Raw genomic sequence first — 21,299 nt, 5'->3', positions numbered from 1 at the left:
GCTCGTCCCGGCGGCCTCAGAAACGCGCCGCCTCGACCTCCTCGCGCGAGGGGATCGCATCGGCCGCGCCGTGGCGACCGACCTTGAGCGCCCCGGCCCGCGCGGCCAGTTCGAGCGCCCGCGGCATCGTCAGGCCCTCGGAGAGCCCGGCCAGCAAGTAGCCGGTGAAGGTGTCGCCGGCGCCGGTGGTGTCGACCGCCGTGACCTTGGGCGCATCGACATGGTGACGCGCGCCCGTCGCGGTCTCGATCCAGTCGCAGCCCGCCGCGCCCAGCGTCACCACGACATGCGGCACCGGCAGCGTCTCCACCGGGGCGTCCAGTGCCTCCGAAAGCTGGCGGGCCTCGACCTCGTTGAGAACCAGAAGGTCGAGATGCGGCATCACCGCGCGCACCGCTTCCGCCTCGAAGGGGGCCGCCGCATAGGCCACGGTCAGCCCCAATACCCGGGCCTGCGCCGCCGCCTCGACCTGGCCATTGGTCTCGTTCTGCATCACCAGCAGATCGCCCGCGACGGCCCCGTCCAGAGCCTGTTTCACGGCGTCGAGGTCGATCTCGCGATTGGCGCCGGGCCAGAGCGTGATCGCGTTCTCGGCCTGCGCGTCCACGGCGATGATCGCATGGCCGCTCGATCCCTCGCGGCGCTGCACGTGTGTGCAATCGACGCCGTAGCCCTCGAGCCGCTCGATCATCCAGCCGCCATCCGCCCCCACCGCGCCCAGATGCGCCACCCGCGCCCCGGCCCGCGCCGCCGCGACCGACATGTTGGCGCCCTTGCCGCCGAGACCGTGATCCAGCGCGGTCGCCGCCAGTGTCTCGCCCGGGGTCGGGATATGCGGCACGGCATAGACGTGATCGGCATTGATCGAGCCGAGATTCCAGATCGTCATGCGCGGCGTGCCTTGCAGGCAGCCATGACGGCCATGTTGACGATGTCGTTGACGGTCGAGACGGTCGAGCAGATCTGGATCGGCTTGTCGACGCCGGACAGGATCGGGCCGATCACCGTGGCACCGGCCATCTCCTGCATCAGCTTCACGCTGATCGAGGCCGAGTGGCGCGCCGGGACCACCAGCACGTTGGCCGGGCCGGTGAGACGCGAGAAGGGATAGTTCTCCTGCCCCTTGGGGTTCAGCGCCACGTCGACGGCCATCTCGCCCTCGTATTCGAAATCGACGTTGCGCCCGTCGAGAACGCCTGCGGCGGCATGCATCTTGGTCGCGCGCTCGGAAACCGGATAGCCGAAGGTCGAGAAGCTGACGAAGGCCACGCGCGGCTCCAGCCCTAGCTCGCGTGCCACCTGCGCGCCCTGCGTCGCGATGTCGGCGAGATCCTCCTCGTCGGGCCATTCATGCACGAGCGTGTCGGCGATCAGCACGATCCGGCCGTTATGCATCACCACCGAGACGCCGACCGCCCCGTCATGCGGGCCCGCGTCGAAGACGTGGTTCACCAGTTCCATCACATGCGCCGATTTGCGGGTGGCGCCGGTGATCATGCCGTCGCCATGGCCATGCGCCAGCATCAGCGAGGCAAAGACGTGCCGGTCCCGCCCGGCGAGGCGATGGATGTCGTGCTGGTCGTGGCCCTTGCGCTGCAGCCGCTCGTAGAGGAACGCCTTGTAGGTATCGAGATGCGGCGTGTTGGCGGCGTTGACCACCTCCAGCTCGGCCGCCGCCTCGGCCATGCCCTCGGCGGCGAGCTTCTCGGCCACGTCGTCGCTGCGCCCCACCACCAGGGCCTTGCCGAAGCCCGAACGCTGGTACTGCACGGCGGCGCGCAGCACCCGCGGGTCGTCGCCCTCGGCGAAGATCATGGTGGCCTGCGCCGCCCGCGCCCGGGCGTTGAGCCCGCGCAGCACGCTCGCCGTGGGGTCCATCCGGCCCTTCAGCGCCTGCTGGTAATGCTCCATGTCCTCGATCTTGCGCCGGGCTACGCCGGTGGCCATGCCGGCGCGGGCCACGGCGGGCGGAATCCGGTGGATCAGTCTCGGATCGAAGGGCGTCGGGATGATGTAGTCGCGCCCGAAGCTGAGCTTCTGGCCATAGGCCAGCGCCACCTCGTCGGGCACCTCCTCGCGCGCCAGCTCGGCCAGCGCCTCGGCGCAGGCGATCTTCATCTCGTCGTTGATGGCACGGGCATGGATGTCGAGCGCGCCCCGGAACAGGTAGGGAAAACCGAGAACGTTGTTGACCTGGTTGGGATAGTCCGAGCGCCCCGTGGCCACGATCGCGTCCTCGCGCACCTCGTGCGCCTCCTCCGGCGTGATCTCGGGGTCGGGGTTGGCCATGGCGAAGATCACCGGGTTCGGCGCCATCGACCTGACCATCGCCTGCGTCACCGCGCCCTTGGCCGAAACGCCGAGGAACACGTCGGCCCCGTCCATCGCCTCTTCCAGCGTCCTGAGCGAGGTGTTGGCGGCGTGGGCCGATTTCCACTGGTTCATCCCCTCGGCGCGGCCCTTCCAGATCACGCCCTTGGTGTCGCACATGATGCAGTTGTCATGCTGCGCCCCCATCGCCTTGAGCAGTTCCAGGCAGGCGATCCCGGCCGCGCCGGCGCCGTTCAGCACGATCCGCACATCCTCGATCTTCTTGCCCGAGATATGCAGCGCGTTGATCAGCCCGGCGGCACAGATCACCGCGGTGCCGTGCTGGTCGTCATGGAAGACGGGGATGTCCATCTCTTCCTTGAGGCGCTGCTCGATGATGAAGCATTCGGGCGCCTTGATGTCCTCGAGGTTGATGCCACCGAAGGACGGGCCCATCAGACGCACCGCGTTGCAGAAGGCGTCCGGGTCCTCGGTGTCGAGTTCGAGGTCGATCGAGTTCACGTCGGCAAAGCGCTTGAACAGCACCGACTTGCCCTCCATCACCGGCTTCGATGCCAAGGCGCCGAGATTGCCAAGCCCGAGCACGGCGGTGCCGTTCGAGATCACCGCGACGAGATTGCCCTTGTTGGTGTAGTCATAGGCGGTCTCGGGCTGCTCGGCGATCACCTCGCAGGGGATCGCCACGCCGGGGCTGTAGGCGAGGCTCAGATCGCGCTGGGTGGTCATCGGGACGGTCGCCGTCACCTCCCACTTGCCGGGGCTCGGGGCCTCGTGGAAGTTCAGCGCGTCCTCGCGCGTGAAACGGGGTTTGGCCATCGCTCGTCCCTTCTGTCCCTTGGACGCACAGGCATAGCGGGATGCTGCGGCGCGGCGCAACGCCCTAGCGTCAGCGCGGCTGCGGGGTTTCGCGCGGCGGCCGCAAAAGCTAGTGTCGCGCCGCTGCACCCCCGGGAGAGACGCATGAACACGCAGGCCGGCACCGTGACGCCGATGATGGCGCAGTATCTGGAGATCAAGGCGGCGCATGCCGACGCGCTGCTGTTCTACCGGATGGGCGATTTCTACGAGATGTTCTTCGACGACGCGGTGGCCGCCGCCGAGGCGCTCGACATCGCGCTGACCAAGCGCGGCAAGCATATGGGCGAGGACATCGCGATGTGCGGCGTCCCGGTCCATGCCGCCGAGAGCTATTTGCTGACGCTGATCCGCAAGGGGTTTCGCGTAGCCATCGCCGAGCAGCTCGAAGACCCGGCCGAAGCAAAGAAGCGCGGCTCGAAATCGGTGGTGAAGCGCGACGTGGTGCGGCTCGTCACCCCCGGCACGCTGACCGAGGAGAGCCTTCTGGACGCGCGGCGGCACAACTTCCTCGCCGCATTCTCGGAGCTGCGCGACGACTGCGCCCTGGCTTGGGTCGACATCTCGACCGGCGCGATCTCGGTGCTGGGCTGCGACCGGCTGGCGCTGGGCCCGGAGCTGGCGCGGCTGACCCCACGCGAGCTTCTGGTCGACGAAAGCCTCGAACAGAGCCTGTCGGAGGTCACCTCGGGATTCGATCTGGCGGTGACGCCGCTGCACCGGGGGGCGTTCGACAGCGCCGGCGGCGCGGCGCGGCTGGCGGGCCTTTGGAAGGTCGCCTCGCTCGATGCCTTCGGATCGTTTTCGCGTGCCGAGATCTCGGCGATGGCGGCGCTGGTCGAATATCTGGAGCTGACTCAGAAGGGGAACCTGCCGCTGCTGCGCCCGCCGCATCAGGAGGCGCGGATGTCGGCGATGCGGATCGATGCCGCGACGCGCCGGTCGCTGGAGCTGACCCACGCGATGCAGGGCGGACGCGAAGGCTCTCTCCTGCACGCGATCGACCGCACGGTGACGGCGGGCGGTGCCCGGCTGCTGGAGCGGCGGGTGGCCTCGCCCTCCTGCAATCTCGACACCATCACGGCGCGGCAACAGGCGGTGGCGCATCTGGTCGAGGAGGACCGGCTGCGCGGCGATCTGCGCGAGGCGCTGCGCGGTGCCCATGATCTCGACCGGGCGCTGTCGCGGCTCGCGCTCGACCGGGGCGGTCCGCGCGACATGGCGGCGATCCGCGCCACGCTCGACGTCGCAGACCGGATCGCCGCCTTGGCCGAGGGGCGCGACCTGCCCGGGCCGCTGGCCGAGGCGATGCGCAGCCTGAGCGGACAGGAGGCGCTGCATGCCCTGCTCGACGGGGCGCTGGTGGCCGAGCCGCCGCTTCTGGCGCGCGATGGCGGCTTCGTCGCGGCCGGATATGACGCCGACCTCGACGCGGCGCGGCGGTTGCGCGACGAGGGGCGCGGTGTGATTGCCGCGATGCAGGCCGAGTATGCCGCCGAAACCGGTGTTCAGAGCCTGAAGATCAAGCACAACAACGTGCTGGGCTATTTCATCGAGACCACCGCCACCCATGCCGCGAAGATGCTGGCGCCGCCGCTTTCCGAGCGGTTCATTCATCGCCAGACCACTGCGAACCAGGTGCGGTTCACGACCGTGGAGTTGAACGAGATCGAAACCCGTATCCTGAATGCGGGCGGTCACGCGCTCGAACTTGAAAAACGGGTCTATGACAGGCTGAAATCGGCCATTCTCGATCATGCCGCGCCGCTCGGGCAGCTGGCCCGGGCGCTGTCCGAGATCGATCTCGCGGCCGGTCTCGCCGATCTGGCGCGCGGCGCGGATTGGTGCCGACCGCAGCTCGATGACAGCCGTGTGTTTCACGTGGAATCCGGTCGCCACCCGGTGGTCGAGCAGGCGCTGCGCCGCGCTGGTGAGACCTTCGTCGGCAATGACTGCGATCTCGGCGATGCGCCGCTCTGGCTGCTGACAGGGCCGAACATGGCGGGCAAATCGACCTTCCTGCGGCAGAACGCGTTGATCGCGGTGCTGGCGCAAATCGGCAGCTACGTGCCCGCGGCCTCGGCGCATATCGGCTTGGTCAGCCAGATTTTCAGCCGCGTCGGCGCCTCGGACGATCTGGCGCGCGGCCGCTCCACCTTCATGGTCGAGATGGTCGAGACGGCGGCGATCCTGAACCAGGCGGACGACCGCGCCTTGGTCATCCTCGACGAGATCGGGCGCGGCACCGCCACCTATGACGGGCTCTCGATCGCCTGGGCGGTGCTGGAGCATCTGCACGACGTGAACCGCTGCCGCGGCATCTTCGCCACCCATTACCACGAGATGACCCAGCTTGCCGCCAAGCTCGACGGCGTGGCGACCGCGACCGTCGCGGTGCGCGAATGGCAGGGCGAGGTGATCTTCCTGCACGAGGTGCGGCGCGGCAGTGCCGATCGCAGCTACGGCGTGCAGGTGGCGCGGCTCGCGGGGCTTCCGGCGGCGGTGGTCGATCGGGCGCGGGTGGTGCTGCAGGCGCTGGAGCAGGGCGAACGCGAGGGCGGCGGACGGCGGCAGGCGCTGATCGACGATCTGCCGCTCTTTGCCGCCGTGAGCGCCGCTCCGGAACCCGCCGCGCCGACGGTCTCGGCGGTGGAAGCGCGGCTGCGCGAACTGCATCCCGACGAGCTGACGCCGCGCGCCGCGCTCGAACTGGTCTACGAGTTGCACGGGCTGCTGCCCGCGTCGCGGGACCGCTGAAAAAAGAAAGGCGCGGCCATGGGCCACGCCTTCGATCACGTTTCAAATCGAACTTGCCCACTCAACCCGCGTCGACGGGACAAGTTCCGAAGAAATTTCAGCTTTCCTTGAAGGAAGACACGCCGACCTGCGCCGGGCGCAGCAGCCGGTCATGCAGCAGGAAGCCCTGTGCCGCGACCTGGATGATCTCACCCGCCTTGGTGCCGGGCACCGGCGCCTCGAACATCGCCTGATGCATCTGCGGGTCGAACTTGTCGCCCACCTTCGGGTCGATCGGGTGGATACCGTGCTTCTTGAAGACGCTCAGCAGCTCGCGCATCGTCAGCTCGATTCCCTCGATCAGCGCCTTTTGCGCCTCGCGCTGGTCCTCGGCGATGGCGTCGAGGGCGCGTGAGAGGTTGTCATGCACCGGCAGCAGGTCGCGCGCGAGCTTGGAGCCGCCGTAGTTCTCGGCCTCGCGGCGATCGCGCTCCGCCCGCTTGCGGGTGTTCTCGGCATCGGCCAGCGCGCGGATGAAACGGTCGCGGATCTCGTCGCGCTCGCGCTTGAGGATCTCGAGATCGTCCGAGCCCTCGGCGGCCTCGGCGCTCACCTCGCCGTTCTCGTCCACCTCTGCGGCCAGCTCGTCGAGGCTGCGCGGTTCGTCTTGCTCTGCCATCTATCGTCTTTCCCTTCAGGAGCGGTCGGAGACGAGGCGCCCGACCAACTGTGCTGTGTAGTCCACGATGGGCACGATCCGCCCGTAATTGAGACGGGTCGGCCCGATGACGCCCACGGCGCCGATGATCTTACGGTCGGCGTTCATATAAGGAGAAACCACCAGAGAGGAACCCGAAAGTGAGAAAAGCTTGTTCTCGGAGCCGATGAAAATCCGCACCCCGTCACCTTCTTCGGCAAGGTCAAGGAACTGCGCGATGTCACGTTTGCGTTCGAGATCGTCGAAGAGCGAGCGGATCCGGTCCAGATCCGCCTCCTCGCCCGGGCCGCCGAGCAGGTTTCCGCGACCCCTCACGATCAGGCGTTCGCCCTGCTCGCCCGGATTGACCCATGTTGCGAGGCCTGATTCGACGAGATCGGCGGCGAGCCGGTCGATCTCCTGCCGCCGGGCCGCGATCTCGCGCGAGATCACGCCAGCCAGTTCGCGCAGCGTGTGACCCCCGGCGATGGCGTTGAGGAAATTCGCCGCCTCGCGCATCGAGGAAGGCGTCTGACCGGCCGGCGGGGTGAAGATGCGGTTCTCGACATGGCCATCGGCGAAGACCAGCACCACCAGCGCCCGATCCGGCGAAAGCGAAACGAATTCGACATGCTTGATCGGCGCCTCGTGCTTGGGCGTCAGCACGAGCGATGCGCCATGGGTGATCCCCGACAGCGCGTGTCCGACCCGGTCGAGCAGCGTGGTCACGTCGCCATCGGCCTCCTGCATCGACTGGTCGATGCGGCGGCGGTCCTCGCCATCGAGATCGCCAACCTCGAGAAGCCCGTCGACGAACATCCGCAGGCCCGTCTGTGTGGGAATCCGCCCGGCGCTGACATGCGGGCTGCCGAGCAGGCCCAGATGTTCGAGATCCTGCATCGTGTTGCGAATGGTGGCGGCCGAGACCTTTTCCGACATGTGCCGGGTCAGCGTGCGCGATCCGACCGGGGCGCCGGTTTCGAGATAACCCTCGACCACGCGGCGGAACACCTCGCGGGAGCGGTCGTTCATATCCTCGATTCGGGGCGATCTGTCTGGCATCGCGGGTTTGGGTCCTGTCTGGGGGCACGGCACATTAAGGGCGGCATCGGCAGGAGGTCAATGCGGCCCCATGCCGGCCTTGGATTTGTGGCCTGCAAGGCGTATGCGCAAGCCCGACATATGAAAGGATGAGACCATGCGCCCCTCCGGCCGGACCCCCGACGCGCTGCGCGCCGTCGAGATCGAAACGGGCTTCAACCGCCATGCGGAAGGCTCCTGCCTGATCCGCATGGGGGATACCCAGGTGATCTGCACCGCCACGGTCGAAGAGCGGGTGCCGCCGTTCAAGCGCAATTCCGGCCAGGGCTGGGTCACCGCCGAATACGGCATGCTGCCGCGTGCCACGAACAGCCGGATGCGACGTGAGGCCAAGGACAAGCAGTCGGGCCGCACCCAGGAGATCCAGCGTCTGATCGGCCGCAGCCTGCGCGCCGGGGTCGACTTCCACGCGCTCGGCGAGCGGCAGATCACCATCGATTGCGACGTTATCCAGGCCGATGGCGGCACGCGCTGCGCTTCGATCACCGGCGGTTGGGTCGCAATGAAGCTCGCGGTGCAAAAGCTGATGAGCGCCGGGCTGGTGAAGTCCGACCCACTCGGCGATCCGGTCTCGGCGGTGAGCTGCGGGCTCTATGCCGGGCAGCCGGTCCTCGATCTCGACTATCCCGAGGACAGCGAGGCCGGTGTCGATGGCAACTTCGTCATGATCGGGTCGAAGCTGATCGAGGTGCAGATGTCGGCCGAGGGCTCGACCTTTTCGCGCGAGCAGATGACCCAGCTTCTGGATCTTGCCGAAGCGGGCTGCGCCGAGCTGGCCCGGGCGCAGTTGCAGGCGACCACCTGATGCGGCGCTTCACCGAGAAATCGCTGGTCGTGGCGACACACAATGCCGGCAAGCTGGAGGAATTCCGCGCCCTGCTCGGGCCGTTGGGGGTGACCGTGACCGGCAATGCCGATCACGGCCTGCCCGAACCCGAAGAGACCGAGCACAGTTTCGTCGGCAATGCCAAGATCAAGGCCCGCGCCGCCGTGGCCACGACGGGCATTCCGGCATTGGCCGATGACAGCGGCCTTGAGGTCTTCGACCTCGATGGTCGCCCCGGGGTTCATACCGCGGATTGGGCCGAGACCGGGAATGGCCGCGATTTCGATATCGCCATGGAGCGGGTTCATCGCGAGTTGGAAGCGAGCGGGCGCCCTGCCCCGCATCGCGCCCGGTTCTGCTGCACGCTGGTGCTGTGCTGGCCCGACGGGCATGAAGAGGTTTTCGAGGGCTTCGCCGAAGGGCAGGTCGTCTGGCCGATGCGCGGGGCGCGGGGCCATGGCTACGACCCGATATTCATGCCTGACGGGTATGACATTACCTTTGCAGAGATGGATGCCTCGGACAAGAATGCCATGAGCCACCGGGCCCAGGCCGTCGAGAAATTGCGGGCCTGTCTTGGAGAATAGGGTCGAAAATTGGCAGAGAGGCGGGTTCGGTCTCTACCTGCACTGGCCTTTCTGCCAAGCCAAATGCCCCTATTGCGACTTCAACAGCCATGTCGCGCAGCGGATTGATCAGGACCGATGGGCCGCGGCCTATCTTACGGAACTCGACCGCTTGGCCGAGGAGACCGGCGACCGGATTCTCGGCTCGGTCTTTTTCGGTGGCGGTACGCCAAGCCTGATGGAACCGCGCATCGTCGGGGCGATCCTCGACCGGATTTCGCGTCACTGGCGGTTGCGCAACGATTTCGAAGTGACCCTGGAGGCCAACCCGACCTCTATCGAGGCGGACCGGTTCACCGGATACCGCCATGCCGGGGTCAACCGCGTCTCGATGGGCATGCAGGCGCTGAACGACGTGGATCTGCGGCGGTTGGGACGCCTGCACAGTGTCGATGAGGGGCTTCGGGCCTTCGACATCGCGCGCAATGCCTTCGACCGGATCAGCTTTGACCTGATCTATGCGCGGCAGGATCAAAGCCCCGAGGCTTGGGAAAGCGAACTGCGGCGGGCCATGGAGCTCTGCGCCGACCATCTTTCGCTTTACCAGCTTACGGTCGAGGAAGGCACGGCTTTTGGAGACCGGCTGGCACGGGGCGGGCTTCGCGGTCTGCCGGACGAAGATCGTTCGGCGGAGATGTACGAGATCACCCAAGCGCTGACCACCGAAGCGGGCCTTCCGGCCTATGAGATATCGAACCACGCGGTTCCCGGCGCGGAGAGCCGACACAACCTCGTCTACTGGCGCTCGGGCGACTGGATCGGCATCGGTCCGGGCGCGCATGGCCGGTTGGAATTCGACGGCATCCGTTATGCCACCGAAGCGCCGAAAGCGCCCGGAGCCTGGCTTTCGCAGGTGGAAAGTGGTCGTGGTGGCGAGATCGATCGTGTACGGCTTTCGTCCCCCGAAGGCGTCGAAGAACGCCTTATGATGGGGCTGCGGTTGGCAGAGGGTGTGCAGCTTCCGGAGAAGATCGATCTCCTCGCCGAGGATTTCGACCGGCGCGTGGATGCGCTGGCGGAATTGGGTCTCTTGAACCGAGTTCAGGACCGGCTCGTCGCCTCAGAGGCGGGCCGACCGATCCTGAACGGCGTGTTGCGGGAATTGCTGACCTAGGAGCGCTCAGTTCCCCGAGAGCACTCGAAGGATGTCGTCCAACTGCTCCAGATCGCGATAGCGCATCGAGATACGGCCGCCCTCCCCTTGGCTATCGTGATCGATGCTCACTGGCATTTGCAGCGTCGCGGAAAGCTCGCTCTCGATCTGAAGGGTATCGGCATCCTTGCTCGGCTTGCGTGCGGCCTTCGGTGTCGGTGCCTTGCCGGGTTTGCGGACCAGCGATTCAGCGTCGCGCACCGACATGCCCTTGAGCAGGATCTGGCGCGCGAGGCTGGAGGCATGTTCGTTGCCGACCAAGGTCCGCGCATGGCCAGCCGTCAGCTGGCCGGTCGTCAGCATTTCCTGGACATCCGCGGGAAGAGACAGGAGGCGCATCAGGTTCGCGATATGGCTCCGGCTCTTGCCGAGCGCGCTGGCCAGTTGCTCTTGCGTATGGCCGAACCGGTCCATCAGCTGCCGATAACCGGCGGCTTCGTCGATCGCATTGAGATCGGCGCGCTGGATGTTCTCGATGATCGCGACTTCGAGAACCTCGGTGTCGCTGTATTCGCGGATCAGTACCGGGAGTTCGTGCAGTTTCGCGATCTGCGAGGCGCGCCAGCGGCGTTCACCGGCGACGATTTCGAAATAGCCGTCGCGATTGGGATCACGGCGCACGATCAGCGGCTGGATCACACCCTTTTCGCGGATCGAAGATGCGAGTTCCTCGAGCGCCGTTTCGTCGAAATGGCGCCTTGGCTGGTCCGGATTGGGACGGATCTTTTCGATCGGAACCATCATGTCGGGACGCCTTGCCTGTTCTGCGGTGGTCTGATCCTGGGTTACATCGGCCATGAGGGCGGAAAGCCCCCGCCCGAGACCGCGCGTCTTCTGCTTTTCGGCCATATCCGCTCTCATCCCTCCCGTTCAATGACTTCTGCGGCCAGATCCAGATAGGCCTTGGTGCCCGCGCAGGCGGGATCGTAATCGAGAACCGGCATGGCATGGGACGGCGCTTCGCTCAACCGCACATTGCGCGGGATCACCGTCTTGAACACGAGATCGCCCAAGGTGCCGCGCGCGTCGGCCTCGACTTGCTGGGACAGATTGTTGCGGCGATCATACATCGTCAGGACGATGCCCTCGATCCGCAGGGCTTCGTTGGCGGTGCTGCGCACCTCGCGCAATGTCAGCATAAGCTGCGAGAGGCCTTCGAGCGCGAAGAACTCGCTCTGCAAGGGCACGATCATCGAGCCGGCGGCAACCATCGCGTTGATGGTGAGAAGGTTCAGCGCCGGAGGACAATCGATCAGAACGTAGTCGTAGTCGCCCCTGTCGACGATAAGCTCGGCCAAACGGCGCTGCAGCATGCGACTGCGGCCGCCCGAGGCCATCAGCTCGACATCGGCGGAGCTCAGATCGGTCGTCGCCGGGATGATATCCAGCCCATAGACCTGCGTCCCATGTATCCCCTCCGACGCGGGATCCTGTCCCAGTAGCAGGTCGTAGGTAGTGGATCGACGATCGCCGGCGGCAAGGCCGAGGCCTGTGGAGGCGTTGCCCTGCGGGTCCATGTCGACCAGCAGGACCCGCCGCCCGGCCTTGGCCAAAGCCGCGCCGAGGTTGATTGCCGTGGTGGTTTTCCCGACCCCGCCCTTCTGGTTGGCAAGGGCGATGATACGACAGGTCTCAGGCATGGGTCAGGTTGCTCACGAGCAGGATACGGGCTGCGGGGTCGGTAACACTCTGTCGGGCATCGACGTCGAATTGCCAAGTCCTACGTGCTTCGTCAATCTCGGCTTCGTAGGTCTGTCCCTTCAGGAACACGCATCGCCCGCCCGGCGCAAGGTGCCGGTGCGCATAGGTCAGTAGATCCGTCAGCGGCGCCAAGGCACGCGCGCTGATTGTTGCCGCCCCCAAGGAAGCGAGCTGCTCGACCCGCGTGCAGTGGACGGTCAGGGAGAGATCTAGCTCCCGTCCAGCGGTCCGTAGAAATGCCGCTTTCCGTTGGTCGCTTTCGACCAGATGCAAGTCGAGACCATTTTCCTGCTCGGCAGCCAAAATGGCGACCACGATCCCAGGAAATCCGCCCCCTGATCCGAGATCCGCCCAAGTTCCAGGCGCGTTAGGAAGGAACTCAGCGAGTTGCAGGGAATCGGCGATGTGCCGGGTTTCGAGCTGTTCCAAGTCGGATTTTGAAACGAGATTGATCGCCGGGGACCATTTGCGGACGAGTGCGGCGTAAGCGATCAAACGTTCTCGTGTTTCACGTGAAACACCCAAGTCGTAAAAAACGCTGTCAGCGGTCATGCGGCCGTCCGACGGCTGGCGTTGATAAGCAGAAGCATACCGGCCGCGGTCATGCCCTCGATCTTTCCAGCCTCGCCTACCGACCGGGGGCGCGCCGCCTCGAGTTTCTGCCGCAACTCGTTCGAGAGACCGGGCAAGCTGGCGTAATCGAGATCCGAAGGAAGACGGCGTGCTTCGTCGCGCCGGATCGAGTCGGCATCGCGATCCTGCCTCTGTGCGTAGGCGCTATAGATCGCATCGTTCTTCAGTTGAACCGCGGTATCAGTGTCGATTTCGGCGAGTTCAGGCTCGATGGCACGCAGCATTTCGAAGCCGACATCGGCGATGCTCAGGGCCTCGATACCGTCCTTTCTCGGACGATCCGGGTTGAGATTTGCACCTTGTGCGGCAAGATCCCGCGGCGCGAAACTCAGCTTCGCAAGTTTCAAACGCCCGGTTTCGAGACGGTCCATCTTGGCCGAGAACCGTTCCCAGCGCACCTCACCCACGCACCCGGCAGCGTGCCCCATGGGTGTCATCCGCTGATCTGCGTTGTCCGCGCGAAGAGACAGCCGGAACTCCGCCCGCGAGGTGAACATGCGATAGGGCTCGGTCACGCCCCGCGTGACGAGGTCGTCGATCATTACGCCAATATAGCTGGATGTCCGGCTGAACTCCGGAGGCGTACGATCCAACGCCTCGGACGCCGCTGCGAGGCCAGCGGCGCAGCCTTGGGCGGCCGCCTCCTCGTAGCCGGTCGTGCCATTGATCTGCCCCGCAAGATACAGCCCCGGGACGTCCTTCAGCTCCAGCCCGCGCGTGAGCGCTCGGGGATCGATGTAATCATACTCGATGGCGTAGCCGGGCTGTTCGATACGGACGTTTTCCAGCCCCACCATCGCGCGGATGAAGGTCTCCTGCACGTCAATGGGCAGCGAGGTGGAAATGCCATTCGGATAGACCGTGTCGGTGTTCAGCCCCTCGGGTTCGAGGAAAACCTGGTGGCTCTCCTTCTCGGCAAAGCGAACGACCTTGTCTTCGATCGAAGGACAATAGCGCGGGCCGGTGCCGCTGATATTGCCGCTATGCATTGCCGACTTCGAGAGGTTCGCGCGGATCACGTCGTGAGCTTCGGGATTGGTATGGGTGATACCACAGGAAATCTGACGCGCTTCGGGACGCTTGTTCAGGAACGACAGCATCACCGGATCATCGTCGCCCGGCTGCATTTCCAGGCGCGCCCAATCGATCGTCTTTCCGTCCAAGCGCGCCGGCGTGCCGGTCTTGAGCCGGCCCATTTGCAATCCGAAACCGTCGATACGCTCCGCGAGACGGGTCGAGGGTTCATCCCCTACCCGACCGCCCGGCCGCGTTTCCGCGCCGAAATGCAGAACGCCGCGCAGGAAGGTTCCGGTAGTCAGAATGACGCTCCGAGCATCCAGCCGCGTTCCATCAGCCAGGTCGACGCCGCAGATCCGACCGCCGCGCTCGACCAGATCGTAGACCTCGCCTTCGACGAGATCTAGGTTTTCGATCGCGTTCAACTCCGCCTGCATGCGGCTGCGATAGATGTCGCGATCCGCCTGAAGCCGCGGGCCTTGGACGGCGGGGCCCTTGCGTCGGTTCAAAAGGCGGAACTGGATGCCCGACGCATCCGCCACTCGCCCCATCAGGCCATCGAGAGCATCGACTTCTCGGACGAGATGCCCCTTGCCCAAGCCGCCAATCGCGGGATTGCAGGACATCGCGCCGATCGTCGCAATCTTCATCGTCACTAGCGCCGTCTTCGCGCCCATACGGCTTGCGGTAGCTGCAGCTTCGACGCCGGCATGACCGCCACCGACCACCACGATGTCGTAGGATTTCTGTTTCACGTGAAACAACTCCTATTTCCCGATACAGAAGCTGGAGAAGATCTCCCCGAGGATATCCTCCACATCGACCCGACCGACGAGGCTGTCAAGCGCCCTGACGGCAAGCCGGAGTTCTTCCGCCGCCAAGTCGAGGCTCATGCTTCCTTCCGGCAGGATATCTCGGCAACGGTTGATGTGTCCGATGCCATCACGCAGAGCCAGGCGATGCCGTTCCCGGATCGCGACCCCGGCGCCGAGTGTCCTTTCCGAGAGACGGCTGGCGATTTCATCCAGCAGCTCGGCAACACCGGTGCCGGTCTTGCCGGAAATCCCCGGCCGCGGATCCGCTTGCAGATCCGCGCGTCCGATCCGAACGATGTCGTCCGGACCGGAAATGCCGTCCTCATAAACTTCCGGTGCCACGAGATGCAGCCGCAGATCGGCGCTCGCGGCGCGGCTTCGCGCCCGCGCGATCCCGATGGCTTCGACCTCATCGTCGGAATCGCGCAACCCGGCCGTATCGAGCAGCGTGACCGGCAAACCACGGAGTTCCATCCGGACCTCGATCACGTCGCGCGTGGTTCCCGGCACATCCGAGATGATCGCCGCGTCACGACCGGCCAAGTAATTGAGAAGCGTAGACTTTCCCATGTTGGGCGCCCCGATGATCGCCACCTCGAATCCCTCGCGAATTCGTTCGGCGGCCCCGACGCCCTCCATCTCCCGGCGCATCGCCGTCTCGCAGCGATCGAGCAACCCGATCACCTCGGGCGTGACATCGACAGGCACATCCTCCTCCGCGAAATCGATCACCGCCTCGAGAAGCGCCATCGCGCGGAGCAGATCCCGCTTCCACAGGTCAGCCTTCGCGCCGAGACCGCCGGCCATGCTGCGCATCGCCTGCCGCCGCTGCGCCTCGGTCTCCGCGTCGATGAGATCGGCCAGGCCTTCGACCTGCGACAGGTCGAGACGCCCATTCTCGAGTGCCTGCCGTGTGAACTCTCCGGCTTCCGCCAAGCGTAACCCCGGCATTTCGGACAGGCGCGCCAGAACGGCGTTGATCACCGCGCGGCTGCCATGAAGGTGCAGTTCGACCACCTCGGCCCCGGTGAAGCTGCGCCCCTCGGCAAAGGTCAGCACCAGCGCCTCGTCGAGCGCGTCCCCGTCCCCGTCTCGCAGCGTTCTCAGACCGCGCCCATGCTCGGGCAGCGCACCCGCCATCCGTTCGGCCGCGCGCCGCGCCGAAGGGCCGGAGATGCGAACGACGGCGACCCCGGCGCGCCCGCGCGCCGTGGCCAAGGCATAGATCGTGTCCATGGAGAAGTCCTCGCGCGTACCGCGTCAGGTGTTCATGGAGTCGAAGAAGTCCGAGTTGGTCTTGGTCTGCTTCAGCTTCGAGATCAGGAACTCGATCGCGTCGGTGGTTCCCATCGGGTTCAGGATGCGGCGCAGCACATAGGTCTTCTGAAGATCGACCTTCTCGACCAGAAGATCCTCCTTGCGGGTGCCGGATTTGAGAATGTCCATCGCCGGGAAGACGCGCTTGTCCGCCACCTTGCGGTCGAGCACGATCTCGGAGTTGCCGGTGCCCTTGAACTCCTCGAAGATCACCTCGTCCATACGGCTGCCGGTGTCGATGAGCGCGGTCGCGATGATGGTGAGCGAGCCGCCCTCCTCGATGTTGCGCGCCGCGCCGAAGAACCGCTTGGGCCGCTGCAGCGCGTTGGCGTCGACACCGCCGGTCAGCACCTTGCCCGATGACGGAACCGTGGTGTTGAAGGCGCGGCCGAGACGGGTGATCGAATCCAGCAGGATGACCACGTCGCGCTTGTGCTCGACGAGACGCTTGGCCTTCTCGATCACCATCTCGGACACGGCCACGTGCCGTGTCGCGGGCTCGTCGAAGGTCGAGGAGACGACCTCGCCCTTGACCGAGCGCTGCATGTCGGTGACCTCCTCGGGCCGCTCGTCGATCAGCAGTACGATGAGATAGCACTCGGGATGGTTCTTCTCGATCGAGTGGGCGATGTTCTGCAGGAGCACCGTCTTGCCGGTGCGCGGCGGCGCCACGATGAGCGAACGCTGGCCCTTGCCGATCGGCGCCACCAGATCGATGATCCGGGCCGAGCGATCCTTGGTCGCGGCCTCTTCCTCGACTTCCATCTTCAGCCGCTCATCGGGATAGAGCGGCGTGAGGTTGTCGAAGGCCACCTTGTGGCGGGCGCGGTCGGGATCCTCGAAGTTGATCTTCTCGACGCTGACCAGAGCGAAGTAACGCTCGTTCTCGTTCGGCTCCTGAATCACGCCCTCGACCGTGTCGCCGGTGCGCAGGGAGAACTGGCGGATCATGTCGGGCGAGACGTAGATGTCGTCGGGACCCGGCAGATAGTTGGCCTCGGGACTGCGCAGGAAGCCGAAGCCGTCCTGCAGCACCTCGAGCACGCCGTCGCCGCCGATGACCCAGTCCTCCTCGGCGCGCTCCTTGAGGATGGCGAACATCATGTCGCCCTTGCGCATGGTCGAGGCGTTCTCGATCTCCAGTTCTTCGGCCAGCGAGAGAAGATCCTTCGGGCTCTGCGCCTTGAGATCGGCGAGGTTCAGGCGGTCCTGGGACATGGGAAACGGTCCTGTGGCAGCCCGCGGGCCGCTCTTGTCGGTCGTGAAAATGGAATCGCTTTGCCCGGACGGGCAAGCGGGAGCAGTCTTAGGCGTGGATAAGTCGCACGTCAACGCCGCGCAGCGGGATGCCTCAGAACGGGCGCACCACCACCGCCACCACGATCACCAGCAAGAGCAGCGTCGGCACCTCGTTGGCGATGCGGTATTGCCTGCCGCTGCGGCTGTTGGTGCCCGCGGCGAACTCCTTGCGCCGCTTCGACAGCCAGCCATGCATCCCGGTCATCGCCAGCACCGCGGCCGCCTTGATCCAGGGCCAGGGCTCGGACCAGTCAACGACGCCGAAGGAGATCAGCAGCAGCCCGAAGAGCCAGGTCGAGATCATCGCCGGCCCCATGATCAGCTTCAGGAGCTTCGTCTCCATGATCTGGAAGGTCTCGTCGAGCTGCGAGCCGCTCTCTGCCCGCTCCGCGTGGTACACGAAGAGCCGGGGCAGGTAGAACATGCCCGCCATCCACGCCACGAAGGACAGGATGTGTCCCGTCTTTATCCACGGATAGGCGTAGGCGGCGAAGTCGGTCATCTCGGTCCCTTTCTCAGACCGGCTCCTTCTCAAATGAATAAGGATAAAAGAAAAGATGAAGAGGGTAGTAGGGCCGTGGATAAGCGGTCGTTGACGGCATATCCTCAGAGTCGTCCACAGGCTGGGCCTGCAGTCGAGGCCATCGGAACGACTCGGATACATCGGCTAAAATACTGAAGATAAATGATTTAAATTTTCAGCTTGCCATATACAGCGCCCGAGTCGCGATCTTGACTCCACCATTTGCCCACAACGATCCCCAATGCCGGGCTTATGCTCTTCCCCCGTGGATAAGTCGCTGAGTCGCGGAGACGACTCACCCCGCTTGTCCCGAGTCGCGGGAGGGGTCACAACCTTCCACCGAGTCGTGCTCATGATTCGATCCCGATTCCTCCCTAGAGTCGTCCACAGGCTGCCATGACCCAGACCCTCATCCTCGCCTCCGGATCCGAGATCCGCGCCAGCCTCCTCAAAGGGGCCGCGATCCCGTTCGATATCGAGAAGCCGCGCATCGACGAGGCGGCGCTGAAGGCCGCGTTGCTGGTCGAAGGCGCGCCGCCGCGCGATCTGGCCGACAAGCTGGCGGAGATGAAGGCGCTGAAGGTCTCGAACCGCAATCCCGGCGCGCTGGTTCTGGGCTGCGATCAGGTACTGGCGCTCGGTGGCGAGATCTATTCCAAGCCCGAAAGCCCCGAAGAGGCGCTCGACCAGCTCACCCGGCTTTCGGGCCGGACCCACCAGCTGCTTTCGGCGGCGGTGGTCTGCCGCGACGGTGAGCCGATATGGCGCCATGTCGGCGTGGTTCGGCTCGACATGGCGAAATGCTCCGAGACGTATCTGCGCGATTACGTCGACCGCAACTGGGAATCGATCCGCCACTCGGTGGGCGGCTACAAGCTCGAGGAAGAGGGCGTGCGCCTTTTCGTGCGGGTGATGGGCGATTATTTCACCGTGCTCGGCCTGCCGCTGGTCGAGCTGATCAACTGGCTGGTGCTGAGGGGAGATCTGCAACGATGAGCGCGCATCGCATTCCGCTGGCCGGCGTCATCGGCGCCCCGATCGCCCATTCCCGCTCGCCGCGGCTCTTCGCGCACTGGCTCGCGGATCTCGGCATGGCCGGGCATTACGTGCCCATGCACGTCGAACCGGAGGATTTCGAGCAGGTCGTGCGCACCCTGCCCCGCATGGGGTTTCGCGGTACCAACGTGACCTTGCCGCACAAGCATGCGGCGCTGCAGGTGGCCGATCATGTCAGTGCCCGCGCGGCGCGGATCGGCGCGGCCAACACGCTGAGCTTTCGCGAAGACGGCATCCATGCCGACAACACCGACGGCTACGGCTTCGTCGAGAACCTGCGTCAGGGCGCGCCGGACTGGCGGTCTGCCGAGGGACCGGCGGTGGTGCTCGGTGCGGGCGGCGCGGCGCGGGCGGTCCTGGACGCGCTGATCGAAGCGAACGTGCCCGAGATCCGGCTCGCGAACCGGACCCGGGCCCGGGCCGAGGCTCTGGCCGAGGCCTTCGGCCCGAGGATTCGCGTGATCGACTGGGCCGAGGCGGCATCCGCGCTCGACGGCGCGGCGACCGTGGTGAACACGACCTCGCTGGGCATGGAGGGCGCCGATCCCTTCGATCTGGACCTCTCCGCCCTGCCCGGCTCGGCGTTGGTGACCGATCTGGTCTACACGCCGCTCGACACGCCGATGCTTCTCGCGGCGCGGGCCCGTGGCTGCCGCACCGTCGATGGTCTGGGCATGCTGCTGCACCAGGCGGTGCCGGGCTTCGAGCGTTGGTTCGGCGCGACGCCGCAGGTGACGGAGGCGACGCGGGCGGCGGTGCTGGCATGAGCTTTCGGCTCGGCCTCACCGGCTCGATCGGCATGGGCAAATCCACCACGGCACGGATGTTCGCCGATGAGGGCCTGCCGGTCTGGGATGCGGATGCGGCGGTGCACCGGCTCTATCGTCGCGGCGGCGCGGCGGTGGCGCCCATCGGGGCGGCCTTTCCCGCAGCGGTGATCGATGGCGCGGTCTCGCGCCCCGCGCTCAAGGAGATCATCGCCGCCGATCCCGAGACCCTGCCCCGCATCGAGGCGATCGTCCACCCGCTGGTGCAGGCCGACCGCGAGGCGTTCGTCGCCGCGCAATCGGCCGATATCGTCGTGCTCGACGTGCCGCTCCTCTACGAGACCGGCGGCGCGGCCGAGATGGACGCGGTGGTGGTGGTCAGCGCCCCGGCCGAAACCCAGGCCGCGCGCGTTCTCGCCCGGCCCGGCATGACGCGGCCACAGTTCGAGGCGATCCTCGCGCGGCAGATGCCGGATGTTGAGAAACGCGCCAAGGCCGATTACCTGATCGAGACAAGGAGCCTCGAGGCCGCCCGGCAGGGCGTGCGCGAGGTGATCGCCCGGATCAGGAGGCAGATGCGCGATGCGTGAGATCGTTCTCGACACGGAAACCACCGGTTTCGAGCCCGCCGAGGGTGATCGCATCGTCGAGATCGGCGCGGTCGAACTGCTCAACCACATGCCCACGGGCCGCACCTACCACCAATACATCAATCCCGAACGCTCGATGCCGCAGGGCGCCTTCGAGGTGCACGGGCTGGGCGACGAGTTTCTGCGCGACAAGCCGGTCTTCGCCGCCATCGCGCAGGATTTCGTCGATTTCATCGGCGATGCGCGGCTGGTGATCCACAACGCCGCCTTCGACATGAAATTCCTCAATGCCGAGCTGTCATGGGTGAAGATGCCGAAGATCCCGATGGATCGCGCGCTCGACACGCTGGCCATCGCGCGCAAGCGGTTCCCCGGCTCGCCCGCCTCGCTCGACGCGCTGTGCCGCCGCTTCGGCATCGACAATTCGTCGCGCACGCTGCACGGCGCGCTTCTCGACAGCGAGATTCTCGCCGAGGTCTATCTGGAGCTGATCGGCGGACGGCAGCCCGATTTCGCGCTGAACGTGGCGCAAGGCCGTTCCGGCGAGGCCGAGGCCGACTGGCGGCCGCGCCCCCGTCCCGTGCCGTTGCCGGCGCGGCTGACGGAGGAAGAGGCCGCCGCCCATGCCGAGTTCGTCGGCAAGCTGGGCGACGACGCGCTTTGGAAGAGGTTCGGCTAGGCCTCAGGCGGTGCCGGACGGACCCGGCTCGGCCTCGGAGGCCTTCTGGGCCTGCTGCGCCTGGGCGCGGCGCTGAAGCTCGTTGCGGTAGAGCTGCAGGAAGTCGATCTGCTCGAGGTTCAGCGGCGGGAAGCCGCCGTCGCGGGTCACGTCCGAGACGATCCGGCGCAGATAGGGGAAGGTGATGCGCGGGCACTCGATCAGCAGATAGGGGTGCAGCTGCTCGTCCGGCACGCCGGAGATCTGGAACACGCCGGCATACTCGATCTCGAACAGGAACAGCGGCTCGCCGGATTCCTTGGCCTTCGAGGTGATGTTGAGCTTGGTGATCACCTCGTACTGGCCTTCGGCGCCGCGCTTGCGGGCGTCGAGATTGACCTGCACCGAGACCTCGGGCTGCAGGTCGCCGGTCAGGCCCTTCTGCGCCAGCGCGTTCTCGAAGGACATGTCACGGATGTACTGCGCCACGACGCGCTGCGTCACCTTGGGCTGCTGGGGCGCCTGCCCCTCGGTCTCGGGGGTGGCGGGAGCGTCGGGTGTATCGGTCATGACTGGGTCCTCCGGTAACTGTTGGCCC

General features: G+C 65.9%; 20 protein-coding genes. 8 read left to right on the top strand and 12 right to left on the bottom strand.

Going from position 1 to position 21,299, the window contains the following annotated elements:
* Positions 1–16 precede the first annotated feature (16 nt).
* Together O4G76_RS10950 and O4G76_RS10945 are read right to left on the bottom strand one after the other, a co-directional pair.
* Entirely contained in the window at positions 17–889 is an 873-nt protein-coding gene (locus O4G76_RS10950) for a ribokinase (protein WP_269397364.1), read from the bottom strand.
* Complete coding sequence (locus O4G76_RS10945; RefSeq protein ID WP_269397363.1) at positions 886–3,147, bottom strand: NADP-dependent malic enzyme; 2,262 nt, start codon at positions 3,145–3,147, stop codon at positions 886–888. The genes O4G76_RS10950 and O4G76_RS10945 overlap by 4 nt, the downstream gene beginning before the upstream one ends.
* 144 nt (positions 3,148–3,291) lie before the next feature.
* Between O4G76_RS10945 and mutS the strand changes: the two genes are divergently transcribed.
* The gene (gene mutS, locus O4G76_RS10940) at positions 3,292–5,943 is read left to right on the top strand and encodes a DNA mismatch repair protein MutS (RefSeq protein ID WP_269397362.1); all 2,652 of its coding nucleotides are present in this window, start codon (positions 3,292–3,294) and stop codon (positions 5,941–5,943) included.
* A 97-nt stretch (positions 5,944–6,040) separates the two neighbouring features.
* Here mutS and O4G76_RS10935 read toward each other — a convergent pair whose 3' ends face one another.
* Entirely contained in the window at positions 6,041–6,601 is a 561-nt protein-coding gene (locus tag O4G76_RS10935) for a nucleotide exchange factor GrpE (protein WP_085895172.1), read from the bottom strand.
* A gap of 15 nt (positions 6,602–6,616) precedes the next feature.
* The gene (gene hrcA, locus O4G76_RS10930) at positions 6,617–7,651 is read right to left on the bottom strand and encodes a heat-inducible transcriptional repressor HrcA (protein ID WP_370160985.1); all 1,035 of its coding nucleotides are present in this window, start codon (positions 7,649–7,651) and stop codon (positions 6,617–6,619) included.
* A 166-nt stretch (positions 7,652–7,817) separates the two neighbouring features.
* Here hrcA and rph point away from each other — a divergent pair, with 166 nt between their 5' ends.
* Genes rph through hemW form a run of 3 tightly spaced genes read left to right on the top strand, consistent with a single transcriptional unit; the run spans position 7,818 to position 10,286 of the window.
* Positions 7,818–8,525, top strand: coding sequence for a ribonuclease PH (rph, locus tag O4G76_RS10925; protein ID WP_269397361.1), 708 nt, complete (start codon positions 7,818–7,820; stop codon positions 8,523–8,525).
* Entirely contained in the window at positions 8,525–9,133 is a 609-nt protein-coding gene (locus O4G76_RS10920) for a non-canonical purine NTP pyrophosphatase (protein ID WP_269397360.1), read from the top strand. The genes rph and O4G76_RS10920 overlap by 1 nt, the downstream gene beginning before the upstream one ends.
* Positions 9,123–10,286: a radical SAM family heme chaperone HemW gene (gene hemW / locus O4G76_RS10915; protein WP_269397359.1), complete on the top strand. Its 1,164-nt coding sequence runs from the start codon at positions 9,123–9,125 to the stop codon at positions 10,284–10,286. Before O4G76_RS10920 ends, hemW begins: the two co-directional genes overlap by 11 nt.
* 6 nt (positions 10,287–10,292) lie before the next feature.
* Here the strand turns inward: hemW and O4G76_RS10910 are convergent, their stop codons facing one another.
* The 7 genes from O4G76_RS10910 to hemJ all read right to left on the bottom strand — a co-directional run bounded on the left by O4G76_RS10910 (position 10,293) and on the right by hemJ (position 17,609).
* Positions 10,293–11,174, bottom strand: coding sequence for a ParB/RepB/Spo0J family partition protein (locus tag O4G76_RS10910; protein WP_269397358.1), 882 nt, complete (start codon positions 11,172–11,174; stop codon positions 10,293–10,295).
* An 8-nt stretch (positions 11,175–11,182) separates the two neighbouring features.
* Entirely contained in the window at positions 11,183–11,965 is a 783-nt protein-coding gene (locus O4G76_RS10905; RefSeq protein ID WP_269397357.1) for a ParA family protein, read from the bottom strand.
* Entirely contained in the window at positions 11,958–12,578 is a 621-nt protein-coding gene (rsmG, locus tag O4G76_RS10900; RefSeq protein ID WP_269397356.1) for a 16S rRNA (guanine(527)-N(7))-methyltransferase RsmG, read from the bottom strand. Before rsmG ends, O4G76_RS10905 begins: the two co-directional genes overlap by 8 nt.
* Positions 12,575–14,440: a tRNA uridine-5-carboxymethylaminomethyl(34) synthesis enzyme MnmG gene (mnmG, locus tag O4G76_RS10895; RefSeq protein WP_269397355.1), complete on the bottom strand. Its 1,866-nt coding sequence runs from the start codon at positions 14,438–14,440 to the stop codon at positions 12,575–12,577. The genes rsmG and mnmG overlap by 4 nt, the downstream gene beginning before the upstream one ends.
* 3 nt (positions 14,441–14,443) lie before the next feature.
* Entirely contained in the window at positions 14,444–15,727 is a 1,284-nt protein-coding gene (gene mnmE / locus O4G76_RS10890; RefSeq protein ID WP_269397354.1) for a tRNA uridine-5-carboxymethylaminomethyl(34) synthesis GTPase MnmE, read from the bottom strand.
* Positions 15,728–15,751: 24 nt separating this feature from the next.
* The gene (rho, locus tag O4G76_RS10885) at positions 15,752–17,026 is read right to left on the bottom strand and encodes a transcription termination factor Rho (protein ID WP_269397353.1); all 1,275 of its coding nucleotides are present in this window, start codon (positions 17,024–17,026) and stop codon (positions 15,752–15,754) included.
* 133 nt (positions 17,027–17,159) lie between these two features.
* Positions 17,160–17,609, bottom strand: a complete 450-nt coding sequence (gene hemJ, locus O4G76_RS10880; protein ID WP_269397352.1) for a protoporphyrinogen oxidase HemJ — start codon at positions 17,607–17,609, stop codon at positions 17,160–17,162.
* 417 nt (positions 17,610–18,026) lie between these two features.
* Between hemJ and O4G76_RS10875 the strand changes: the two genes are divergently transcribed.
* The 4 genes from O4G76_RS10875 to dnaQ are packed head-to-tail and all read left to right on the top strand — an operon-like array spanning position 18,027 to position 20,722.
* Positions 18,027–18,626 carry a nucleoside triphosphate pyrophosphatase gene (locus O4G76_RS10875; RefSeq protein ID WP_269397351.1) on the top strand — a complete coding sequence of 200 codons (600 nt, stop codon included), beginning with the start codon at positions 18,027–18,029 and terminating at the stop codon, positions 18,624–18,626.
* Complete coding sequence (locus O4G76_RS10870; protein ID WP_269397350.1) at positions 18,623–19,453, top strand: shikimate dehydrogenase; 831 nt, start codon at positions 18,623–18,625, stop codon at positions 19,451–19,453. The genes O4G76_RS10875 and O4G76_RS10870 overlap by 4 nt, the downstream gene beginning before the upstream one ends.
* Complete coding sequence (gene coaE / locus O4G76_RS10865) at positions 19,450–20,043, top strand: dephospho-CoA kinase (protein WP_269397349.1); 594 nt, start codon at positions 19,450–19,452, stop codon at positions 20,041–20,043. Before O4G76_RS10870 ends, coaE begins: the two co-directional genes overlap by 4 nt.
* Positions 20,036–20,722, top strand: a complete 687-nt coding sequence (gene dnaQ, locus O4G76_RS10860; RefSeq protein ID WP_269397348.1) for a DNA polymerase III subunit epsilon — start codon at positions 20,036–20,038, stop codon at positions 20,720–20,722. The genes coaE and dnaQ overlap by 8 nt, the downstream gene beginning before the upstream one ends.
* 3 nt (positions 20,723–20,725) lie before the next feature.
* Here the strand turns inward: dnaQ and secB are convergent, their stop codons facing one another.
* Entirely contained in the window at positions 20,726–21,271 is a 546-nt protein-coding gene (secB, locus tag O4G76_RS10855; RefSeq protein WP_085895187.1) for a protein-export chaperone SecB, read from the bottom strand.
* Positions 21,272–21,299: the final 28 nt, after the last annotated feature.

Source organism: Limimaricola sp. G21655-S1, assembly GCF_027213785.1.
Lineage (GTDB): Bacteria > Pseudomonadota > Alphaproteobacteria > Rhodobacterales > Rhodobacteraceae > Limimaricola.
Note: the sequence above shows the minus strand (reverse complement) of the source record. Positions and strands in the feature narration are given on the sequence as shown.

What these genes read in the sequence shown, in the direction of transcription:
- O4G76_RS10950 (WP_269397364.1), bottom strand. Translation starts at nt 889, where the DNA reads ATGACGATCTGGAATCTCGGCTCGATCAATGCCGATCACGTCTATGCC.
- O4G76_RS10945 (WP_269397363.1), bottom strand. Translation starts at nt 3,147, where the DNA reads ATGGCCAAACCCCGTTTCACGCGCGAGGACGCGCTGAACTTCCACGAG.
- mutS (WP_269397362.1), top strand. Translation starts at nt 3,292, where the DNA reads ATGAACACGCAGGCCGGCACCGTGACGCCGATGATGGCGCAGTATCTG.
- O4G76_RS10935 (WP_085895172.1), bottom strand. Translation starts at nt 6,601, where the DNA reads ATGGCAGAGCAAGACGAACCGCGCAGCCTCGACGAGCTGGCCGCAGAG.
- hrcA (WP_370160985.1), bottom strand. Translation starts at nt 7,651, where the DNA reads ATGAACGACCGCTCCCGCGAGGTGTTCCGCCGCGTGGTCGAGGGTTAT.
- rph (WP_269397361.1), top strand. Translation starts at nt 7,818, where the DNA reads ATGCGCCCCTCCGGCCGGACCCCCGACGCGCTGCGCGCCGTCGAGATC.
- O4G76_RS10920 (WP_269397360.1), top strand. Translation starts at nt 8,525, where the DNA reads ATGCGGCGCTTCACCGAGAAATCGCTGGTCGTGGCGACACACAATGCC.
- O4G76_RS10910 (WP_269397358.1), bottom strand. Translation starts at nt 11,174, where the DNA reads ATGGCCGAAAAGCAGAAGACGCGCGGTCTCGGGCGGGGGCTTTCCGCC.
- O4G76_RS10905 (WP_269397357.1), bottom strand. Translation starts at nt 11,965, where the DNA reads ATGCCTGAGACCTGTCGTATCATCGCCCTTGCCAACCAGAAGGGCGGG.
- rsmG (WP_269397356.1), bottom strand. Translation starts at nt 12,578, where the DNA reads ATGACCGCTGACAGCGTTTTTTACGACTTGGGTGTTTCACGTGAAACA.
- mnmE (WP_269397354.1), bottom strand. Translation starts at nt 15,727, where the DNA reads ATGGACACGATCTATGCCTTGGCCACGGCGCGCGGGCGCGCCGGGGTC.
- rho (WP_269397353.1), bottom strand. Translation starts at nt 17,026, where the DNA reads ATGTCCCAGGACCGCCTGAACCTCGCCGATCTCAAGGCGCAGAGCCCG.
- hemJ (WP_269397352.1), bottom strand. Translation starts at nt 17,609, where the DNA reads ATGACCGACTTCGCCGCCTACGCCTATCCGTGGATAAAGACGGGACAC.
- O4G76_RS10875 (WP_269397351.1), top strand. Translation starts at nt 18,027, where the DNA reads ATGACCCAGACCCTCATCCTCGCCTCCGGATCCGAGATCCGCGCCAGC.
- O4G76_RS10870 (WP_269397350.1), top strand. Translation starts at nt 18,623, where the DNA reads ATGAGCGCGCATCGCATTCCGCTGGCCGGCGTCATCGGCGCCCCGATC.
- coaE (WP_269397349.1), top strand. Translation starts at nt 19,450, where the DNA reads ATGAGCTTTCGGCTCGGCCTCACCGGCTCGATCGGCATGGGCAAATCC.
- dnaQ (WP_269397348.1), top strand. Translation starts at nt 20,036, where the DNA reads ATGCGTGAGATCGTTCTCGACACGGAAACCACCGGTTTCGAGCCCGCC.
- secB (WP_085895187.1), bottom strand. Translation starts at nt 21,271, where the DNA reads ATGACCGATACACCCGACGCTCCCGCCACCCCCGAGACCGAGGGGCAG.